We start from the raw sequence: 18,103 nt of genomic DNA on the forward strand, positions 1-18,103 counted from the left end.
GTAGGAGGAGGCGCCTCCGCGGTCCCTGGACCGGTCGACGTCGCGCTAGACCTCTCCGAAGCCCGACTCGACCAGATCGCCGAGGCGGCCGACCGCCTCCCGGGCCTGCGGCCCCGTCGCCGAGAGGACGACCTCGTCCCCGCGGTCGAGCCCCAGGGACATCACGCCGAGCAGGCTCGTGGCGTCCTTGCCGTTCGCGTCGATCCGGGCGTCGAAGGTGGCGGCGAGCGTCACGAAGTCGGCCGCGGGACGCGCGTGCAGGCCGTTCGGGTTGATCAGGCGGACACGGCGCTGCACGCGCTCGTCATCGGGCGCGGTCTCCTCGTCGGGAGCAGCGGGCGCCTCGCCCCGGGCCGACTCCGCGGCGGCGAGCACCTCGTCCAGCGACGCCCCCGTGCCCGCGGCGACAGCGGCAGCGACGGCCCCCTCCACCAGCGGGGCGTCGGCGATCCGGACCCGGGCGCGCGCGTCGTCGTCCAGGAACTCCACCGCGGTCTCCGCCGTCATGATCGCCGAGCCGAGGTCACAGAGGACGACGACGCCCTCGCCGGAGTCGGCCTCCGTCAGGGCCGCCGTGATGCGGTCGAAGCTGGTGCCGATGCCGCCGTCGTCCGTCCCGCCCGCGGCGACCAGCGCGACCGAGGCCGCCATCTGCTCCGCGAGCTCGACCAGCCCCTCCGCCAGTCGCGCGCTGTGCGAGACCAGGACCAGCCCGACGCTCACGCCGCCGCCTCGGCCGCCGCGCGGAGCAGGAGCACGGTCGACACGCTTCCGGGGTCGCGGTGCCCGATGGCGCGCTCTCCGAGGTAGCTGGCGCGTCCCTTGCGGGCGACCAGCGGGTCCGTCGACTCCGCTCCGCTCTGCGCCGCCTCCGCCGCCGCAGCGAGGACGTCGGCCGGCGCCGCTCCCTCCTCGGCGGCGGCCGTCGCCGCGTCGACCGCCGGCGTCCACGCGTCCACCATCGTCTTGTCGCCCACCTCGGCCTTGCCGCGGAGCACGATGCCGTCCCTCGCCGCGGCCAGGAGCGCTGCGACGTCCGCGCCCTCGAGCGCGTCCCTGCCCGCGACCGCGGCGGAGGCCTTCAGGAACGCCGTGCCGAACAGCGGGCCCGAGGCGCCGCCGACGGTCGAGATGAGCGTCGTCGCGACCAGCTTGAGCACGTCCGCCGGGACCCCCTGCTCCGGCGCGGCGTCCAGCTTCGCGACCACGGCCTGGAAGCCGCGGTCCATGTTCTCGCCGTGGTCCCCGTCGCCGATCGCCCGGTCGAGCGTGATCAGCTCGACCCGGTGCTCCGCGATCGCCTCGGCGGCGCGGCGGATCCACGCCGTCGCCCACGCCGCGTCGAGCCCGGCTCCCTGTGCGTCCTGCATCGTCGTCTCCTCCTCGTGCGCCGCTCCTGCGGCCGTCGTCCCGGTCATGGTGTGCGCGCGGGCGCTCAGCGTCCCCACCGCAGCGCCGCGGTCTGCACCGGGGAGTCCCACAGCTCGGTCAGGGCGTCGTCGAGCTTGAGGACGGTGAGCGAGAAGCCCTGCATCTCGAGCGACGTCGTGTAGTTGCCGACGAGGCTGCGCGTGACGGTGATCCCCTTCTCGGCCAGCGCTTCGGCTGCGCGGCGGTAGGCGAGGTACAGCTCGATCTGCGGCGTGCCCCCCATGCCGTTCACGAGGAGGAGCACGTCGTCCCCGGAGGAGAACGGCAGGTCCTCCAGGATCGGGCCCAGGATCCGGTCGACGATGCGGTCGGCCGGCTCCAGCGCGATCTTCTCCCGGCCGGGCTCGCCGTGGATGCCGATGCCGATCTCGATCTCGTCCTCGCCCAGCTCGAAGCTCGGCTCGCCCGCGTGCGGGACGATGCACGGCGTGAGCGCGACGCCCATCGAGCGCACGTTCGCGATCACCGTCTCTGCGATCGTCGCGACCTCGTCGAGGGAGTCGCCCCGCTCGGCAGCGGCGCCCGCGATCCGCTCGACCAGCACGGTGCCGGCCACGCCGCGACGGCCCGCGGTGTAGAGCGAGTCCTTCACCGCGACGTCGTCGTCGACGATCACGCTGCGCACCTCGATCCCCTCGGCGCCGGCGAGGTCGGCCGCGGTCTCGAAGTTCAGGACGTCGCCCGTGTAGTTCTTCACGATGTGCAGCACCCCTGCGCCGCCGTCGACGGCCTGCGTGGCCGCGACGATCGGGTCGGGCGTGGGCGAGGTGAAGACGGGACCGGGGACGGCGGCGTCCAGCATCCCGAACCCGACGAAGCCCGCGTGCAGCGGCTCGTGCCCGCTGCCGCCTCCGCTGACGATGCCCACCTTGCCCGAGCGGGGCGCATCGGCCCGCACCACGAACAGGGGATCGGACACCACCCGCACCAGGTCGGCGTGCGCCAGGCCGAAACCGGCCACCGACTCCATGACGACGTTCTTCGGGTCGTTGATGAGCTTCTTCATCGAGGTCTCCTCCAGGATCGGGCCACCACTCGGGCGTCCCGTGACCTGCGGGCGATCCGGCGCGTGGTGGATCGCCGCCCGCACCGTCGCGGACAGCAGCCCCACGTTACGCCCTGCGCTCGCGCCTACGGCAGCGGGACGACGGCGCGCTGCGTCTCGCGGACCCACTCCTCGAGCTTGGCCGTGGCGGCCCCGGAGTCGACGGCCTCCGCCGCGCGGTCCATCGACGTCCGCAGGCGCTCCAGGATGGGCGTGCGCACCAGGTCCGGGTCGCGCGCCAGGTCGAACGCCGCGAGGCCCGCGGCCGCGTTCAGGAGGACGATGTCGCGGACGGGGCCGCCGTCCCCCGCGAGCACCGAGCGCACCACGCTCGCGTTGTAGGCGGCGTCGCGGCCGCGCAGCTCGTCGATGCGCGCCCGGGGCAGACCCAGGTCGCGCGGGTCGAGGTCGTGCTCGACCACGGAGCCGCGCGACACCTCCCAGATGTGGCTGTGACCCGTGGTCGTGAGCTCGTCGAGGCCGTCGTCCCCGCGGAACACCAGAGCCGTCGCCCCGCGCGTCTGGAACACACCGACGACCAGCGGCACCCGGTCGAGGTGCGCCACACCGACCGCCGACGCCTCGGGACGCGCCGGGTTGCAGAGCGGGCCGAGGAAGTTGAACACCGTCGGCACGCCCAGCTCGGCGCGCACCGGGCCGGCGTGCCGGAAGCCGGGGTGGAAGAGGGACGCGAAGACGAAGGCGATCCCCGTCCGCCGGAACACCTCGGCCACCCGCTCGGGAGAGAGGGAGAGGTCGACCCCGAGTGCCGCGAGCACGTCGGACGAGCCGGAGGAGGAGGACGCGGCCTTGTTGCCGTGCTTCACGACGGGCGTGCCGGCGGCGGCCGCGATGATCGAGGCGGTGGAGGAGATGTTGACGGTCCCGAAGCGGTCCCCGCCCGTCCCGACGATGTCCAGGGCCATCGGATCCACGTCCAGCGGCACCGCGTGGTCGAGGATCGCGTCGCGGAAGCCGACGATCTCGTCGACCGTCTCGCCCTTCGCCCGGAGGGCCACCAGCAGTCCCGCGAGCTGCGCCGGAGTCGCCGCGCCCTCCATCACCTGCTCCATGGCCCACGTCGCCTCGGAGACGCTCAGATCGGAGGACTCGAGGAGTGCGCTGAGAACGTGCGGCCAGGACAGGGTTTCCGACATGGCTCCCAGATTATGCGACGAGGATCGCCTCCCGGCTAGTGCGACTTCCTTCCCCTGCCATCGGCCATAATGGTCTGTGTGACGAGCACCTCTCTCTCCCCCACGGCCACCGCGCCCGTAGTGAACCGACCCAACCCGGTCGCGGTCGGAACGATCGTCTGGCTGGGCAGCGAGGTCATGTTCTTCGCGGGCCTCTTCGCGATCTACTTCACCCTGCGCAGCACCTCCCCCGAGCTCTGGGGCGCCGAGACCCAGATCCTCAACGTCCCCTACGCGGGCGTGAACACGGTGATCCTCGTGGCCTCGTCGTTCAGCTGCCAGTTCGGCGTGTTCGCCGCCGAGCGCCTGCAGCCGCGCGCGACGGGCCTCAGCCCGTTCAAGTGGGGGATGGTCGAGTGGTTCTTCCTCACCTACGCCCTGGGCGCGGTCTTCGTCTCCGGCCAGGTGCTCGAGTACGCGACCCTCGTCTCCGAGGGCGTCACGCTCTCCAGCAACGCCTACGGCTCCGCCTTCTACCTGACGACCGGCTTCCACGCCCTGCACGTCACCGGCGGCCTCATCGCGTTCCTCCTCGTCATCGGCCGCGGCTTCGCGGTCAAGAACTTCGGCCACAAGGAGGCGACGAGCGCCATCGTCGTCTCGTACTACTGGCACTTCGTCGACGTCGTCTGGGTCGGCCTGTTCGCCGTCATCTACTTCCTCAAGTGACGCGCCCGCCGATGCCCCACTCCACTCCCGACCCCCGCAGGAAGGACGCCTCGATGGCCTCCCCGAAGACGAAGAGCCGAGCCAAGAAGGGTCGCCGCCACCCGCTCGCCACCCTGGCCCTGATCGCCATCGGCCTCGGGCTCACCGGCGGGACCTACGCCGCGGTCGGCGTCGCGACGTCCGCCTCCGCGGAGACGTCGTCCACCAGCCAGCAGACGATCGACGAGGGCTCGAAGCTCTTCGCCGCGAACTGCGCCACCTGCCACGGACTCGACGCCGCGGGCACCGACAACGCTCCCTCCCTCATCGGAGTGGGCGCGGCGTCGGTCGACTTCCAGGTCGGCACCGGCCGCATGCCGATGCAGATGCACGGCCCCCAGGCGCTCGAGAAGCCGGTCCAGTTCACCGACGAGCAGGTCGGCGAGCTCGCCGCCTACGTCGCGTCGCTGGCCCCCGGCCCCGCGATCCCCGAGGGCGAGGTCCTCGACGGACAGGGCGACGCCGCGAACGGCGCCGAGCTGTTCCGCATCAACTGCGCCATGTGCCACAACGTCGCCGGAGCCGGCGGCGCGCTCACCGAGGGGAAGTTCGCTCCCCCGCTGGGCGGCGTGACCGAGGCTCACATCTACGAGGCGATGGTCACCGGCCCGCAGAACATGCCGGTCTTCAACGACCTGAACATCTCGCCCGAGGACAAGCGCGACATCATCTCGTACCTCAAGTACATCGAGGCCAACCCGTCCCCGGGCGGATTCGCGCTCGGCTCCCTCGGGCCGGTCGCGGAGGGCCTGTTCCTCTGGATCTTCGGCCTCGGCGCGATCGTGGCCCTGACGGTGTGGATCACCGCCCGATCCAACTAGACGACTGCAGCGCCCTGACGGGCGCGACTGACCCACGGCACCGACTGGTGCCGACACGGCGTGAAAAGGAGAACCATGGCAGAGCACGATGAGGGTGGCACGGACCTCGCCACCTCGTCGGCCACCGGGCACGGAACGGCTCCGGCCGGCACCGCGGTCGTGACGCGGGACCGCGTCCAGGACCCGGGCCTCCCGCCGCACCGCTCCCGGATGACCGACCTCGACCCCAAGGTCGAGAAGCGTGCCGAGCGCACGGTGTACACGCTCTTCTACCTCTCCTTCGCGGGCTCGATCTTCGCGGTCGCCGCCTACATGGCGTTCCCGATCACCGAGGACGTCGCGTCGGTCCGGCTGAACACGCTGTTCATCGGCCTGGGCATGTCCCTCGCGCTCCTGGGCATCGGCATCGCCGCCGTCCACTGGGGCAAGCAGCTGATGTCGGACCACGAGGGCATCGACATCCGCCACCCCGTCCGCAGCGCGGAGCCCACCCGCGCCCGTGCGCTCGAGATCTTCGACCAGTCCGACAAGGAGTCCGGCTTCGGCCGCCGCTCCCTCGTCCGGAACAGCCTGATCGCCTCCCTCGTCGTGTTCCCCCTGCCCGCCGTGATCCTGTTCCGGGGCCTCGGCCCGCAGGACCAGAACCCCGTCGCCCTCCTCAAGACCACGCTGTGGGAAGAGGGCACGAGGCTCACCCTGGACCCGTCGGGAGCGCCGATCCTCGCATCGGACGTCACCCTCGGATCCGCCTTCCACGTCATCCCCGAGGGCCTCAACGACGCCGAGGGCAAGCTGGAGGAGAAGGCCAAGGCCGCCGTCCTCCTGATGCGCCTGAAGCCCGAGGACCTCATCGTCAGTGAGGGTCGCGAGACCTGGAACTACGACGGAATCGTCGCCTACTCCAAGATCTGCACGCACGTCGGCTGCCCTGTGGCGCTGTACGAGCAGCAGACCCACCACCTGCTGTGCCCGTGCCACCAGTCGCAATTCGACATCACGCGCGAGGCCGCCGTCATCTTCGGCCCGGCGAAGCGTCCGCTTCCGCAGCTCCCCATCACCGTCGACGCCGAGGGTTACCTGATCGCCAGAAGCGACTTCACGGAGCCCGTCGGACCGTCCTTCTGGGAGCGATGACTCACATGTCCACCACCACCCCCTCACGCCCCTCCAGCTCCCCCGCGGAGCCCGAGGACGGCGTCATCCTCGGATCCGGCAAGTTCCAGAAGGGGTACGTCGGAGCGGCGTCGAACTACATCGACGAGCGCACGAGCATCTCCGCGGTCGTCAAGGAGTTCGGTCGCAAGATCTTCCCCGACCACTGGTCCTTCCTGCTCGGCGAGGTCGCGCTCTACAGCTTCGTCATCATCCTGCTGTCGGGCACCTTCCTCACCTTCTTCTTCCAGGCCTCGATGGTCGAGACCCATTACGAGGGCAGCTACCTCCCCCTCAAGGGCATCGAGATGTCGGCGGCGATGTCGTCCTCGCTCGACATCTCCTTCGACATCCGCGGCGGCCTGCTGATGCGGCAGATCCACCACTGGGCGGCGCTGCTGTTCGTGGCCTCGATCGGCCTGCACATGCTGCGCATCTTCTTCACCGGTGCGTTCCGCAAGCCCCGCGAGCTCAACTGGGTCATCGGCTTCGTCCTCTTCATCCTCGCGATGGCCGAGGGCTTCACCGGCTACTCCCTCCCCGACGATCTGCTCTCGGGCAACGGCCTCCGCATCATCGACGGCATGGTCAAGGGCATCCCGATCGTCGGCACCTGGATCTCGTTCCTGCTCTTCGGCGGCGAGTTCCCGGGAACCGACATCGTCGGCCGCCTCTACACGCTGCACATCCTGCTGCTGCCGGCGCTGGTGCTCGCGTTCATCGCCCTGCACCTCGTGTTCGTGGTCGTCCACAAGCACACCCAGTTCCCCGGTGCGGGCAAGACCGAGCAGAACGTCGTCGGCTACCCGGTGCTGCCGGTCTACGCCGCGAAGGCCGGTGGATTCTTCTTCATCGTCTTCGGCGTCGTCGTCCTCATCGCCTCGCTGTTCACGATCAACCCGATCTGGAACTACGGCCCGTACGACCCCTCGCCCGTCTCCGCGGGAACCCAGCCCGACTGGTACATCGGCTTCGCCGACGGCGCCCTGCGCCTCGTCCCGCCGGGACTCGAGTGGGCCATCCCGGGCATCGGAACCCTGTCGTTCAACATCCTGATCCCGCTCGTCGGTCTCGGACTGTTCATCGCCGTGGTCATGCTCTACCCGTTCCTCGAGGCGTGGATCACCGGTGACAAGCGCGAGCACCACCTGCTCGACCGCCCGCGCAACGCCGCGACCCGCACCGCGATCGGCGCCGCCGGAGTCAGCTTCTACGCCGTCCTCTGGGCTGCCGCGTCGTCCGACCTCATCGCGACGCACTTCCACCTCACGATGGAGGGTGTGATCCACGGCCTGCAGTTCCTGCTCATCGCGGGTCCGTTCATCGCGTACTTCATCACCAAGCGCATCTGCCTGGCGCTGCAGAAGAAGGACCGCGAGATCGCGCTGCACGGCTTCGAGTCGGGCCGCATCGTCCGCCTCCCCGGCGGCGAGTTCATCGAGGTGCACCAGCAGCTCGACGAGTACGAGCGCTGGAAGCTCGTCGGTCAGGACGAGTACGAGCCGCTGATGATCCGTCCGGACTCGCGTGGCCGCATCACCGCCCCGCAGCGCGTCCGCGCCGGCCTCTCCCGCTGGTTCTTCGAGGACCGGATCACCCCCGTCACCCAGAAGGAGCTCGAGAGCTCGCACAGCGAGCACTGACCCTCCCCCGAAGGGCCCGGACGTTCATTCGTCCGGGCCCTTCGTCGTTCCCGCGGGAGGTCGCGCCGGCGCCTCGACGCCGCCCACCCGCTCGACCCTCCAGAAGTTGTCGCACTCGGCGTCGAGTGCGACAACTTCTGGACAGTCGAACCGGTCCCGTCCCGCCGTGCTCGGCCGCCGACGACGATCCCGTGCTCGAAGCCCGCGGCCCTGTCGACGCACGGGAGCTCTGCGCCCGGAGTCGTCCGTGGCACAGCGACTCGTACATCCCCTGACGACCGGACACGGCATCCACGCGGAAGGGGCAGGTGACGAGTGCACGCACACCGGACGTCACGCAGGAACCAGTCGTGCCGCTCGAGCGGACCTCCTGCCATAACAGGGGCGTCACCAGCGGTCGACGGAGCGCCTCCAGCCTCTCAGGACGCGCTCGTGCTGCGGAGGGGCCTGGAGTCGCGCGGAAGGGCCCTCCCCACATCGGAGGGCTCGTCGCCCCTGAAGAGAGCTCGTGGTGACACGTGCACCGCTGTGACACCGAGGACGGCCACGTACCCCCGCCGAGGGCCTCGTTGATGCGTCAGAGGGTCTCGTCCTGTGCATGAGGCCTCGTGCCGCGTGGTGGGCTGGTCTCGCGCAGGAGACGCCACACGGCCGCCGAGACCAGACCCTCCGACCGAGGCGGCCCTCACGGACGCGCGCGAGCAGGTTCCGGCCGCCACCGACAGGTCCCACCCGGGCACCGAGGACGATCCGTGCGGGCTCGTGCGACTCCGGCGTCGTCCTCCGAGCGCCGGACCGCCCGACACCCGACGACGGCCTCAGCGCCTGCCCGGTCGGATCCGATCCCTGGCCCTCCCCGGACGCTGGATCGGGAGGAGGCATGGTGACGCATGCGTCGGCCCGACGGATGCTCCTCCGCCGGTCGAGACACCGAGGCGGCCCCCCTCCACCTCCGAGCCGGCACCTCGCCCTCCCCCGGGCACACGAGAGGGCCGGGTGCCCGGAGCGTCCGCCCTCGTGCACCCGGCCCTCAGCCGTGCGGTACGCCCTAGCGGGCGAAGTATCCGCGGTAGTACTCGTACACCCAGCCGGCGATGGCGACCAGGAAGAGCCCGACGGCGATGTAGGTGATCCAGAACCCGACGGCCAGGCCGAGGAACCCCAGGGCGGCGGAACCGCCCAGGATGAGCGGCCACCAGCTCCAGGGGCTGAAGAAGCCGAGCTCGGGATCTCCGTCGTCGATGTCCGCGTCGAGGCGGTCCTCGGGGAGCTCGGCACCCTGCGCCTTGTGGACGCGGCCGACGTAGAACGCGATGAACGCGCCCAGGACGGACGACAGGCCGATGCCGACGGTGCCGACCCATTCCACCTGGCCCGTGTCGAGCAGCGACCACACGATGTACGTGATGTCGGCGAGGAGGAAGAAGCCCGCGAGGAGCCAGAAGAGATTGACGTTGGCGCGCATGGCCCTACTTCACCGTGCCTTCGGACTTGTCGTACGTGGGGGCGTCCGGAGCGTCCTTCGCCGGACCGATTCCGACGGGGATGCCGGCCTCGGGGTGGTTGAGGTCGAACGCCGGGGCCTCGCTGCGGATGCGCGGGATCGAGGTGAAGTTGTGGCGGGGCGGCGGGCACGAGGTGGCCCACTCGAGCGACCGGGAGAAGCCCCACGGGTCGTTCACCGTCACCTTGGGCGCCTTGCGGGCCGTGATGTACACGTTCAGGAAGAACGGGATCAGCGACACCGCGAGGATCATCGCTCCGACCGTCGACACCTGGTTCATCCAGGTGAAGCCGTCCTCGGGCAGGTAGCTGGCGTAGCGGCGCGGCATGCCGACGACGCCCAGCCAGTGCTGGATGAGGAAGGTGGTGTGGAAGCCGATGAACAGCAGCCAGAAGTGCCACTTGCCCAGCGTCTCGTTCAGCATCTTGCCGGTCCACTTGGGCCACCAGAAGTAGAAGCCCGAGAACATCGCGAAGACGACGGTCCCGAAGACGACGTAGTGGAAGTGCGCGACCACGAAGTACGAGTCGGAGACGTGGAAGTCGAGCGGGGGCGACGCGAGGATGACGCCGGTGAGTCCACCGAACGTGAAGGTGATCAGGAAGCCGATCGCCCAGATCATCGGGGTCTCGAAGGTCACCGATCCGCGCCACATGGTGCCGACCCAGTTGAAGATCTTCACGCCGGTCGGGACCGCGATGAGCATCGTCATCAGCGAGAAGAACGGCAGCAGGACCGATCCCGTGACGTACATGTGGTGGGCCCACACCGTCACGGACAGGGCGGCGATCGCGATGGTCGCGTAGATCAGCGTCTTGTAGCCGAAGATCGGCTTGCGACTGAAGACCGGGAAGACCTCGGACACGATGCCGAAGAACGGCAGCGCGATGATGTACACCTCGGGGTGGCCGAAGAACCAGAACAGGTGCTGCCAGAGCAGGACGCCGCCGTTGGCCGCGTCGTAGATGTGGGCGTCGAACACGCGGTCGGCGCCGAGGGCGAACATCGCGGCGGCGAGCACCGGGAACGCGAGCAGCACGAGGATCGACGTCACCAGGATGTTCCAGGTGAAGATCGGCATGCGGAACATCGTCATGCCGGGGGCGCGCATCGTGATGATCGTCGTGATGAAGTTCACCGCGCCGAGGATCGTGCCGAAGCCCGAGAGCGCGAGGCCGAAGACCCAGAGATTGCCGCCGAGCCCTGGTGAGAAGGTCGTGCTCGACAGTGGCGCGTACGCGAACCAGCCGAACGACGCCGCGCCCTGCGGGGTGACGAATCCGGCGACCGCGATGAGCGAGCCGAAGCTGTAGAGCCAGTACGCGAAGGCGTTGAGGCGGGGGAACGCGACGTCGGGAGCGCCGATCTGCAGCGGCATCAGGACGTTCGCGAACCCCGCGAAGAGCGGCGTCGCGAACATCAGCAGCATGATCGTGCCGTGCATCGTGAACAGCTGGTTGTACTGCTCGCGGGTCTCGACCACGTTCAGGCCGGGCTCGAACAGCTGGGCGCGGATGACCAGGGCCATCACGCCGGCGATGCAGAAGTAGATGAAGGACGTGATCAGGTACATGTACCCGATGACCTTGTGGTCGGTCGACGTCATCCAGCGGACGAGGACGTTCGCCTTGCGCTGGACCGGCGGAATGCCGGCGGTGCGCGTCGGGCGGGGTGCCGTGGCGGTGCTCATGCTCCCTTACTCCTCGTTCTCGCGGGCCGGCGCGCCGGTTCCGGGAAGGTTCGAATTGCGGTTGTACTCCGCGCCGAGCTGACCGGTCTGGCCCGCGTCGCGCAGCGACTGGATGTAGTCGTCGTACTCGCCCTGCGAGACGACCTTGACGTTGAAGAGCATCGCGGAGTGGTACTCGCCGCAGAGCTCGGCGCACTTGCCGGCGTAGGTCCCCTCCTTGAGCGGCGTGACGTACATGTAGTTCGTCTTGCCGGGGATCATGTCCTTCTTGTAGAGGAAGTCGACGACCCAGAAGGAGTGGATCACGTCGCGCGCGTCGAGCTGGATCTTGATCTTCTGTCCGACGGGCAGGTAGAGCGTGGGGATCTCGGACTCGACGAGCGAGCCGGCCGCGTCTCCGCCCTCCTGGTACTGGCCCTGGATGCCGGCGGAGTAGACGTCCTCGTCGACGTAGTTGAAGTCCCACGCCCACTGCTTGCCGTACACCTGGATGGTCTCGTCCGGGTCGTCGTAGGGCTGCTCGATGGCGGCCTGGTCGCGCGCGGTGAAGGCGAAGAAGCCGATCACGAGGATCAGCGGAACGATCGTGTAGAAGATCTCGATCGGCATGTTGTAGCGCAGCTGGACCGGCAGGCCGGTCTGCCCCTTGCGACGGCGGTAGACGACCACCGCCCAGATGGTGAGACCCCACGTGACGACGCCGACGGCGAGCAGGACGATCCAGGAGGTGACCCAGAGTCCGATGACGCGGTCGACGTGGTTCGTCGTGCCGGGTTCGGTGGGGAGCCAGCCCTGGAGCTGCTCTTGCGTGCAGCCCGCGAGGACGAGGGCGAGGGCTCCTGCGACGGGGGCAGCGACCCATCTGCGGATTCGGCGATTGAAGCGCACCGGTGACCTTTCGGAAGACTGGGGACCAGTTCACACGAAACTGTATTAGACCGGCTCCAGCCTACCCTTCCGCTCCGGCGGCCCGGTGCACGACGACCCGCTCTTGACGTCCCGGCCGAGTGGTGCAGTCACGACGAACGGCGCCCGACGGGCCACCGGAGTGGACTGTCGGACGCCGTTCGGACGCGCTGCGGCCCGGGACCGCGCGGTGTCAGTGGAAGCTGTCGCCGCAGGCGCAGCTGCCGCCCGCGTTGGGGTTGTCGATGGTGAAGCCCTGCTTCTGGATGGTGTCCTCGAAGTCGATCGAGGCGCCGTCGAGGTAGGGGACGCTCATCTTGTCGACGACCAGGCCGACGCCCTCGAACTCCACCGCGGCGTCGCCGTCGAGGGTGCGCTCGTCGAAGTAGAGCTGGTAGATGAGGCCGGAGCAGCCTCCGGGCTGCACGGCGACGCGCAGGCGCAGGTCGTCGCGGCCCTCCTGCTCGAGCAGGCTCTTGACCTTGGCGGCAGCGGTCGGGGTCATCGAGACGCCGTGGGCCGCGCTGGACGGGGTGGCGAGGGGGGTCGCCGTCTGGTCGGTCAGTGTGTCTGACATGTCACTCCTCAGGGGACGGGCGGAACGGTCGTCGTGCCTACCGGGATTCTACGGCTGCAACCCGGATGGTCACCGGGGTATTCCACGACCCGTGGTCAGTCGCGGTGAGCGGCGGCGCGGAGCAGGAAGAGGGCCTCGGTCTGCGCGGCGCGCTTGAAGACGCCCAGGTGCAGCGACTCGTTGGGGCTGTGCGCGCGCGAGTCGGGGTCCTCGACACCGGTGACGAGGATCTGCGCCTCGGGGAACTCGCGCACGAGGTCGGCGATGAACGGGATGCTCCCGCCGATCCCGGTCTCGAGGGGCTCGCGTCCCCAGGCGTCCGCCATCGCGCCCTTCACCAGGTCCACGGCCCAGCCGGTCGCGTCGACCAGGAAGGGGCTGCCGGTGTCGACGTCCTCGATCGCGAGGTGAGCGCCGAACGGGGAGTTCGCGCGCAGGTGGCTCTCGATCGCGGCGAAAGCCTCCTCCGCGTCCTGGCCGGGGGCGATGCGGGCGCTGATCTTCACGCGAACGGACGGGACGAGGGTGTTGGAGGCGTCGACGACGCTGGGCGCGTCGATCCCGGTGACCGTGACGGCCGGCTTCGACCACAGGCGCGAGAGGATCGCGCCGGTGCCGATCGGCGAGACCCCGTCGAGCAGCCCGGAGTCGCGGCGGAGGTCCTCCTCGGTCGTCTCGGGGACCGCCCCGTCGTGCTCCGTGAGGCCGGCGACGGCGACCGAGCCGTCCTCGTTCCAGAGCGTCGCGAGGAGGCGGACCGCCGCGAGCATCGCGTCCGGGACCGCCCCGCCCAGCATGCCCGAGTGCGAGGCGTGCGCGAGGGTGCTGACGGTGAGGGTGAAGGTGACGTTGCCGCGCAGGCCCACCGTCAGCGCGGGCGTGTCGACGTCCCAGTTGTCGCTGTCGGCGACGATGATCGCGTCCGCCCGGAGCGCGTCGTGGTGCTCGCGGAGGAAGGTGGGGAACGAGCGCGACCCGAACTCCTCCTCCCCCTCGATGAAGAGGACCAGCCCGAGGTCGTGGTCCTCGCCCGCGATCTCGCGCAGTGCGCGCACCGCGGCGAGGTGGGAGACGACTCCGGCCTTGTCGTCGGCGGCGCCGCGCCCGTACAGGCGGTCGCCGCGCACGGTCGGCTCGAACGGAGGCGTCTCCCACGCCGACTCCGCGCCCTGCGGCTGCACGTCGTGGTGGGCGTAGAGGAGGACGGTCGGCGCTCCGTTCCGGGCGGCGCGGGTGGCCAGGACGGCCGGCTGGCCGAGCACGTCGGTCCCGTCGATCGTGGCGCTGTGGATCGCGACGTCGTCGAAGACGCCCGTCTCGCGGGCGAGCTCGGCGATGGCCTCGGCACTCGCGGCCACGCGGGTGGCGTCGAAGCCGTCCCACGAGACGGACGGGATCCGCACGAGCTGCCCGAGCTGGGCGAGCGAGCGCGGCAGATCGTCGCGGACGGCGGCGAGGACGGCCTCCTCGTCGGAGGAGAGTGCGGGCGGAGTCGGAGCGTCGTGAGCCATGGAGGTAATCTTAAGAGACCCCCGATTCCAAGGACGTTCCCCGTGGCCAAGCACCCGATCGCAACCGACACGCCCGACGACGCCGGCTCCCCCGGCTCCGGGAAGGGCCGGCCGACGCCGACCCGGCGCGAGCAGGAGCTGGCCCGCAAGCGTCCGCTGGTCGTCACCGACCGCAAGCAGGCCGCCCGCGACGCCCGCGAGAAGGCCGCCGTGTCGCGCGAGCAGGCCCGCATCGGCCTCGCCGCCGGCGACCAGCGCTACCTGCCCCTGCGCGACAAGGGTCCCCAGCGCAAGTTCGTGCGCGACTGGGTCGACGCGCGCTTCAGCCTCGGCGAGTTCCTCATCCCGGTGATGGTCGTCGTCCTGCTGCTGAGCTTCTTCCCGCAGCCGGAGCTGCAGTACGCGACGCTCGTCATCCTCTGGGTGTTCTTCCTCCTCGCGGTGATCGACTGCATCCTCCTCGGCATGCGCATGCGCCGGAAGCTCGCCGAGCGCTACGGCGCCGACAAGGTCGAGAAGGGCATCCGCTGGTACGCCGCGATGCGCGCCCTCCAGCTGCGCGTCATGCGCCTGCCGAAGCCCCAGGTCAAGCGCCGCGCCTTCCCCGAGTAGTCGGACGGCGGACCACGAAGGGCCCCTGTGGCCGCGCCTCGCGCGGCTCCGGGGGCCCTTCGTCGTGCGCGGCCGGTCAGGAGGCGCGGGCCAGTCCCCGGTTGATCGCCCGAGCCCACAGAGGCCCGCGGTAGATGAAGGCGGTGTAGCCCTGCACGAGGGTGGCACCCGCGTCGAGGCGCTCGCGCACGTCGTCCGCCGTCTCCACTCCTCCGACGGAGACCACGCAGAAGGCCGCGGGGACGACGCCCCGGATCACGCGGAGCACCTCGAGCGAGCGCGCGGCCAGCGGAGCTCCGGAGAGGCCGCCGGCTCCGGCCGCCTCGACCACGGCACGACCGGTCGAGAGGCCCTCCCGCGAGAGCGTCGTGTTGGTCGCGATGATCCCGTCCAGCCCCAGGCGGACGGCGAGCTCGGCGACGCGGCCGACCTCGTCGTCGGAGAGGTCGGGGGCGATCTTCACCAGCAGGGGCGTCGTGTCGGCCGCGTCCTTGACGGCCGCGAGGAGCGGCTCGAGGCGGTCGATCTCCTGCAGACCGCGGAGCCCGGGGGTGTTCGGCGAGCTGACGTTCACGACGAGGTAGTCGGCGAGCGGCGCGAGCAGGCGCGTGCTGATCAGGTAGTCCTCGATCGCGTCGTCCACCTCGACCACCCGGCTCTTGCCGATGTTCACGCCGATCACGGGGCGGCGGCGCGCGCTGCGCAGCCGGATCAGCCGCTGCGCCGCGGCCTCGGCACCGTGGTTGTTGAAGCCCATCCTGTTGACGACGGCGCGGTCCGCGATCAGCCGGAAGAGGCGCGGCCGGTCGTTGCCGGGCTGCGCCCGAGCGGTCAGGGTCCCGACCTCGACGTGTCCGAAGCCGAGCGCGCCGAAGCCCAGGACCGCGGTGGCGTCCTTGTCGAAGCCGGCCGCGACGCCGAACGGGGTCTCGAAGCGGAGCCCGAGCGTCTCGACCGCAGGCGTTCCGCGCGGAACGGTGGCCCGGCGCAGGACCGGCGCGAGGGCGCCGAGGGCCCGGATCACCGGGAAGCTCAGGTGGTGCGCCCGCTCCGGGTCGAGGCGGCGCAGGACGGTGCGGAACAGGAGCGGGTACACCCGGGCCTCAGATCTCGTCGGCGCTGTGGGGCACGGAGGTGCGCTCGGCGCGGAGCAGGGTGATCGCCGACTCGAAGTCGTCCAGCGAGTCGAACGCCTGGTAGACGCTCGCGAAGCGGAGGTAGGCGACCTCGTCGAGCTCGCGCAGCGGCGGCAGGATGGCGAGCCCGATGTCGTTCGCGTCGATCTGCGAGGCGCCCGTGGAGCGGATGCTCTCCTCCACCCGCTGCGCGAGCACGGCCAGATCGGTGTCGGTGACGGGCCGGCCCTGGCAGGCCTTCCGGACGCCGCTGACGATCTTCTCGCGGCTGAAGGGCTCCACGACTCCGCTGCGCTTGATCACGACGAGGCTCGCCGTCTCGGTCGTCGAGAAGCGCCGGCCGCACGACGGGCACTGTCGGCGGCGGCGGATCGAGAGGCCGTCGTCGCTCGTGCGCGAGTCGATCACTCGGGAGTCGGGGTGCCGGCAGAAGGGGCAGAACATCGAGGGCCTCTCGGTCTCAGGCGAAGCGGGCGTCGACGGCGTCGCCGTGGGCGGGCAGCGCCTCGGCGTCGCTGAGAGCGCGGATGTGCGGGGCGACGCGCTCGAGCGCACCGCGGTCGTACGAGATCAGCTGCTGCGGCCGGAGGAAGGTGTAGGCGCCGAGCCCGGAGGAGAAGCGCGCCTGCCCCAGCGTCGGGAGCACGTGGTTGGAGCCGGCGAGGTAGTCGCCCAGGCTCACCGGGGTGGTCGGGCCGAGGAAGATCGCGCCGGCGTCGTGGATCCGCTCGGCCGTCGCGACGGGGTCGGCCGTGTGCAGCTCGAGGTGCTCGGGGCCGTAGGCGTCGCTGAACGCGCAGGCGAGCTCGAGGTCGTCGACGATCACGAGCGCGGACTGCGGGCCGTCGAGCGCGATCGCCACGCGCTCCGCGTGGTGGGTGGCGGCGGCCTGCACCGCGACCTCGCGCTCGACCGCGGCGGCGAGCTCGGCGCTGTCGGTGACCAGGACCGCGGAGGCGGCCTCGTCGTGCTCGGCCTGGCTGACCAGGTCTGCGGCGACCAGGCGCGGGTCGGCGGAGTCGTCGGCGATCACGAGGATCTCGGTCGGGCCCGCCTCCGAGTCGATGCCGACCTGGCCGAGCACCTGGCGCTTCGCGGTGGTGACCCAGACGTTTCCCGGTCCGGTGATGATGCTGACGGGGTCCAGCCCGATCGAGTCGACGCCGTAGGCCAGTGCGGCGACGGCTCCGGCGCCTCCGACCGCGTAGACCTCGTCGATGCCGAGCAGCGCGGCGGCCGCGAGGATCGTGGGGTGCACGGAGCCGCCGAACGCCTTCTGAGGAGGCGAGACCAGGGCGATGGAGGCGACTCCGGCGGCCTGCGCGGGCACGGCGTTCATGACGACGCTCGACGGGTAGACCGCCTTGCCGCCCGGGACGTAGAGGCCGGCGCGGGCGACGGGCTGCCAGCGCTGGGTGACCGTGGCGCCGTCGTCGAGTTCGGTGGTGCGGGGCGGGGGGATCTGCGCGGCGCTGGCGAGGCGGACGCGCGCGATCGCCTCCTCGAGTGCGCCGCGGATGGCCGGGTCGAGGCGGTCGAGAGCCTCGGCGATCTGCTCGGCGGGCACTCGGAGGTGCGGGGGGCGCACGCCGTCCAGCCGCTCCGCCTGGTCGAGGAGCGCCTCCGCGCCGCGTTCGCGGACGTCGGCGATCAGCTCGGCGACGACGGGCCCGACGGCGGCCGACGTGCCCGGATTGCGGGGTACGAGGGCGAGGAGCTCGGCGGAGGAGGGACGACGGCCGCGGAGGTCGAGAGTCTGGATCATGGCCGCCCCAGTCTACGCGCCGCCCGCCCCCGCTCCCTCGCCGCCCGGCACTCGTCCGGTCCCCCGCCCCCGCCAGGTCCACTCCTGGTCGCGATGCGCAGCCCCGCGGCTTCTCGACGACCAGGAGGACACCGGCGGCCGCGGGCTCGCCCTCCGATCCCCCACCCGTTCGCCGCACGCAGCGAGGCGGACCGGCGATCCGCGTGCCGGCGGATCGCCGTAACCGGACGCATGCCGCTCTCACGAACCCGGCCCGCCTCCCCGCCCGACCGCGCCGAGCCGGGCAGGGACCGGCTCGCCACCGACACCGCGAACCGGCGATCCGCGTGCGAGCGGATCGCCGTAGCCGGACGCACGACGCTCTCACGAACCCGGCCCGCCTCCCCGCCCGACCGCGCCGAGCCGG

Annotated in this window: 17 protein-coding genes; 5 read left to right on the forward strand and 12 right to left on the reverse strand. The window is 70.9% G+C overall.

All coding sequences use genetic code 11. The features are described 5' to 3' along the window. Positions 1-45 precede the first annotated feature (45 nt). From dhaM to trpD, 4 genes are all read right to left on the reverse strand, one after another. Complete coding sequence (gene dhaM, locus C5C24_RS04070; protein WP_104276427.1) at positions 46-723, reverse strand: dihydroxyacetone kinase phosphoryl donor subunit DhaM; 678 nt, start codon at positions 721-723, stop codon at positions 46-48. Then, the gene (gene dhaL, locus C5C24_RS04075; RefSeq protein WP_104280692.1) at positions 720-1,370 is read right to left on the reverse strand and encodes a dihydroxyacetone kinase subunit DhaL; all 651 of its coding nucleotides are present in this window, start codon (positions 1,368-1,370) and stop codon (positions 720-722) included. The genes dhaM and dhaL overlap by 4 nt, the downstream gene beginning before the upstream one ends. 65 nt (positions 1,371-1,435) lie before the next feature. Next, the gene (dhaK, locus tag C5C24_RS04080) at positions 1,436-2,437 is read right to left on the reverse strand and encodes a dihydroxyacetone kinase subunit DhaK (protein ID WP_104276428.1); all 1,002 of its coding nucleotides are present in this window, start codon (positions 2,435-2,437) and stop codon (positions 1,436-1,438) included. A gap of 125 nt (positions 2,438-2,562) precedes the next feature. Continuing rightward, complete coding sequence (trpD, locus tag C5C24_RS04085) at positions 2,563-3,633, reverse strand: anthranilate phosphoribosyltransferase (RefSeq protein ID WP_104304367.1); 1,071 nt, start codon at positions 3,631-3,633, stop codon at positions 2,563-2,565. Between the two features lie 69 nt (positions 3,634-3,702). Between trpD and C5C24_RS04090 the strand changes: the two genes are divergently transcribed. From C5C24_RS04090 to C5C24_RS04105, 4 genes are all read left to right on the forward strand, one after another. Beyond that, entirely contained in the window at positions 3,703-4,341 is a 639-nt protein-coding gene (locus C5C24_RS04090) for a heme-copper oxidase subunit III (protein WP_104224647.1), read from the forward strand. Positions 4,342-4,394: 53 nt separating this feature from the next. After that, positions 4,395-5,201 carry a c-type cytochrome gene (locus C5C24_RS04095; protein WP_104224648.1) on the forward strand — a complete coding sequence of 269 codons (807 nt, stop codon included), beginning with the start codon at positions 4,395-4,397 and terminating at the stop codon, positions 5,199-5,201. Between the two features lie 75 nt (positions 5,202-5,276). Beyond that, on the forward strand, positions 5,277-6,335 hold the full coding sequence (locus C5C24_RS04100) for a ubiquinol-cytochrome c reductase iron-sulfur subunit (protein WP_104304368.1): 1,059 nt from the start codon (positions 5,277-5,279) through the stop codon (positions 6,333-6,335). A gap of 5 nt (positions 6,336-6,340) precedes the next feature. Next, positions 6,341-7,996: a ubiquinol-cytochrome c reductase cytochrome b subunit gene (locus C5C24_RS04105; RefSeq protein ID WP_104276430.1), complete on the forward strand. Its 1,656-nt coding sequence runs from the start codon at positions 6,341-6,343 to the stop codon at positions 7,994-7,996. Between the two features lie 1,048 nt (positions 7,997-9,044). Here C5C24_RS04105 and C5C24_RS04110 read toward each other — a convergent pair. From C5C24_RS04110 to C5C24_RS04130, 5 genes are all read right to left on the reverse strand, one after another. Further along, on the reverse strand, positions 9,045-9,461 hold the full coding sequence (locus tag C5C24_RS04110) for a cytochrome c oxidase subunit 4 (RefSeq protein WP_104276431.1): 417 nt from the start codon (positions 9,459-9,461) through the stop codon (positions 9,045-9,047). 4 nt (positions 9,462-9,465) lie between these two features. Further along, positions 9,466-11,190 carry a cytochrome c oxidase subunit I gene (gene ctaD / locus C5C24_RS04115; protein WP_104276432.1) on the reverse strand — a complete coding sequence of 575 codons (1,725 nt, stop codon included), beginning with the start codon at positions 11,188-11,190 and terminating at the stop codon, positions 9,466-9,468. A 6-nt stretch (positions 11,191-11,196) separates the two neighbouring features. Next, complete coding sequence (gene coxB, locus C5C24_RS04120; RefSeq protein WP_104224653.1) at positions 11,197-12,078, reverse strand: cytochrome c oxidase subunit II; 882 nt, start codon at positions 12,076-12,078, stop codon at positions 11,197-11,199. A 211-nt stretch (positions 12,079-12,289) separates the two neighbouring features. After that, positions 12,290-12,673 carry an iron-sulfur cluster insertion protein ErpA gene (gene erpA, locus C5C24_RS04125; protein WP_104276433.1) on the reverse strand — a complete coding sequence of 128 codons (384 nt, stop codon included), beginning with the start codon at positions 12,671-12,673 and terminating at the stop codon, positions 12,290-12,292. 95 nt (positions 12,674-12,768) lie between these two features. Next, complete coding sequence (locus C5C24_RS04130; RefSeq protein ID WP_104304369.1) at positions 12,769-14,184, reverse strand: dipeptidase; 1,416 nt, start codon at positions 14,182-14,184, stop codon at positions 12,769-12,771. Between the two features lie 42 nt (positions 14,185-14,226). Between C5C24_RS04130 and C5C24_RS04135 the strand changes: the two genes are divergently transcribed. After that, positions 14,227-14,796 carry a DUF3043 domain-containing protein gene (locus C5C24_RS04135; RefSeq protein ID WP_181027102.1) on the forward strand — a complete coding sequence of 190 codons (570 nt, stop codon included), beginning with the start codon at positions 14,227-14,229 and terminating at the stop codon, positions 14,794-14,796. Positions 14,797-14,872: 76 nt separating this feature from the next. Here the strand turns inward: C5C24_RS04135 and C5C24_RS04140 are convergent, their stop codons facing one another. From C5C24_RS04140 to hisD, 3 genes are read right to left on the reverse strand one after another with little or no spacing between them, the layout of a single operon-like run. Then, positions 14,873-15,892 carry a quinone-dependent dihydroorotate dehydrogenase gene (locus C5C24_RS04140; protein ID WP_104280672.1) on the reverse strand — a complete coding sequence of 340 codons (1,020 nt, stop codon included), beginning with the start codon at positions 15,890-15,892 and terminating at the stop codon, positions 14,873-14,875. A gap of 7 nt (positions 15,893-15,899) precedes the next feature. Beyond that, positions 15,900-16,376, reverse strand: coding sequence for a transcriptional regulator NrdR (gene nrdR, locus C5C24_RS04145; protein ID WP_104224657.1), 477 nt, complete (start codon positions 16,374-16,376; stop codon positions 15,900-15,902). Positions 16,377-16,392: 16 nt separating this feature from the next. Then, positions 16,393-17,697: a histidinol dehydrogenase gene (gene hisD, locus C5C24_RS04150; RefSeq protein ID WP_104276436.1), complete on the reverse strand. Its 1,305-nt coding sequence runs from the start codon at positions 17,695-17,697 to the stop codon at positions 16,393-16,395. Between the last annotated feature and the right edge of the window lie 406 nt (positions 17,698-18,103).

Origin of the sequence: Rathayibacter sp. AY2B3 (assembly GCF_002931755.1) — a bacterium.
GTDB lineage: Bacteria > Actinomycetota > Actinomycetes > Actinomycetales > Microbacteriaceae > Rathayibacter.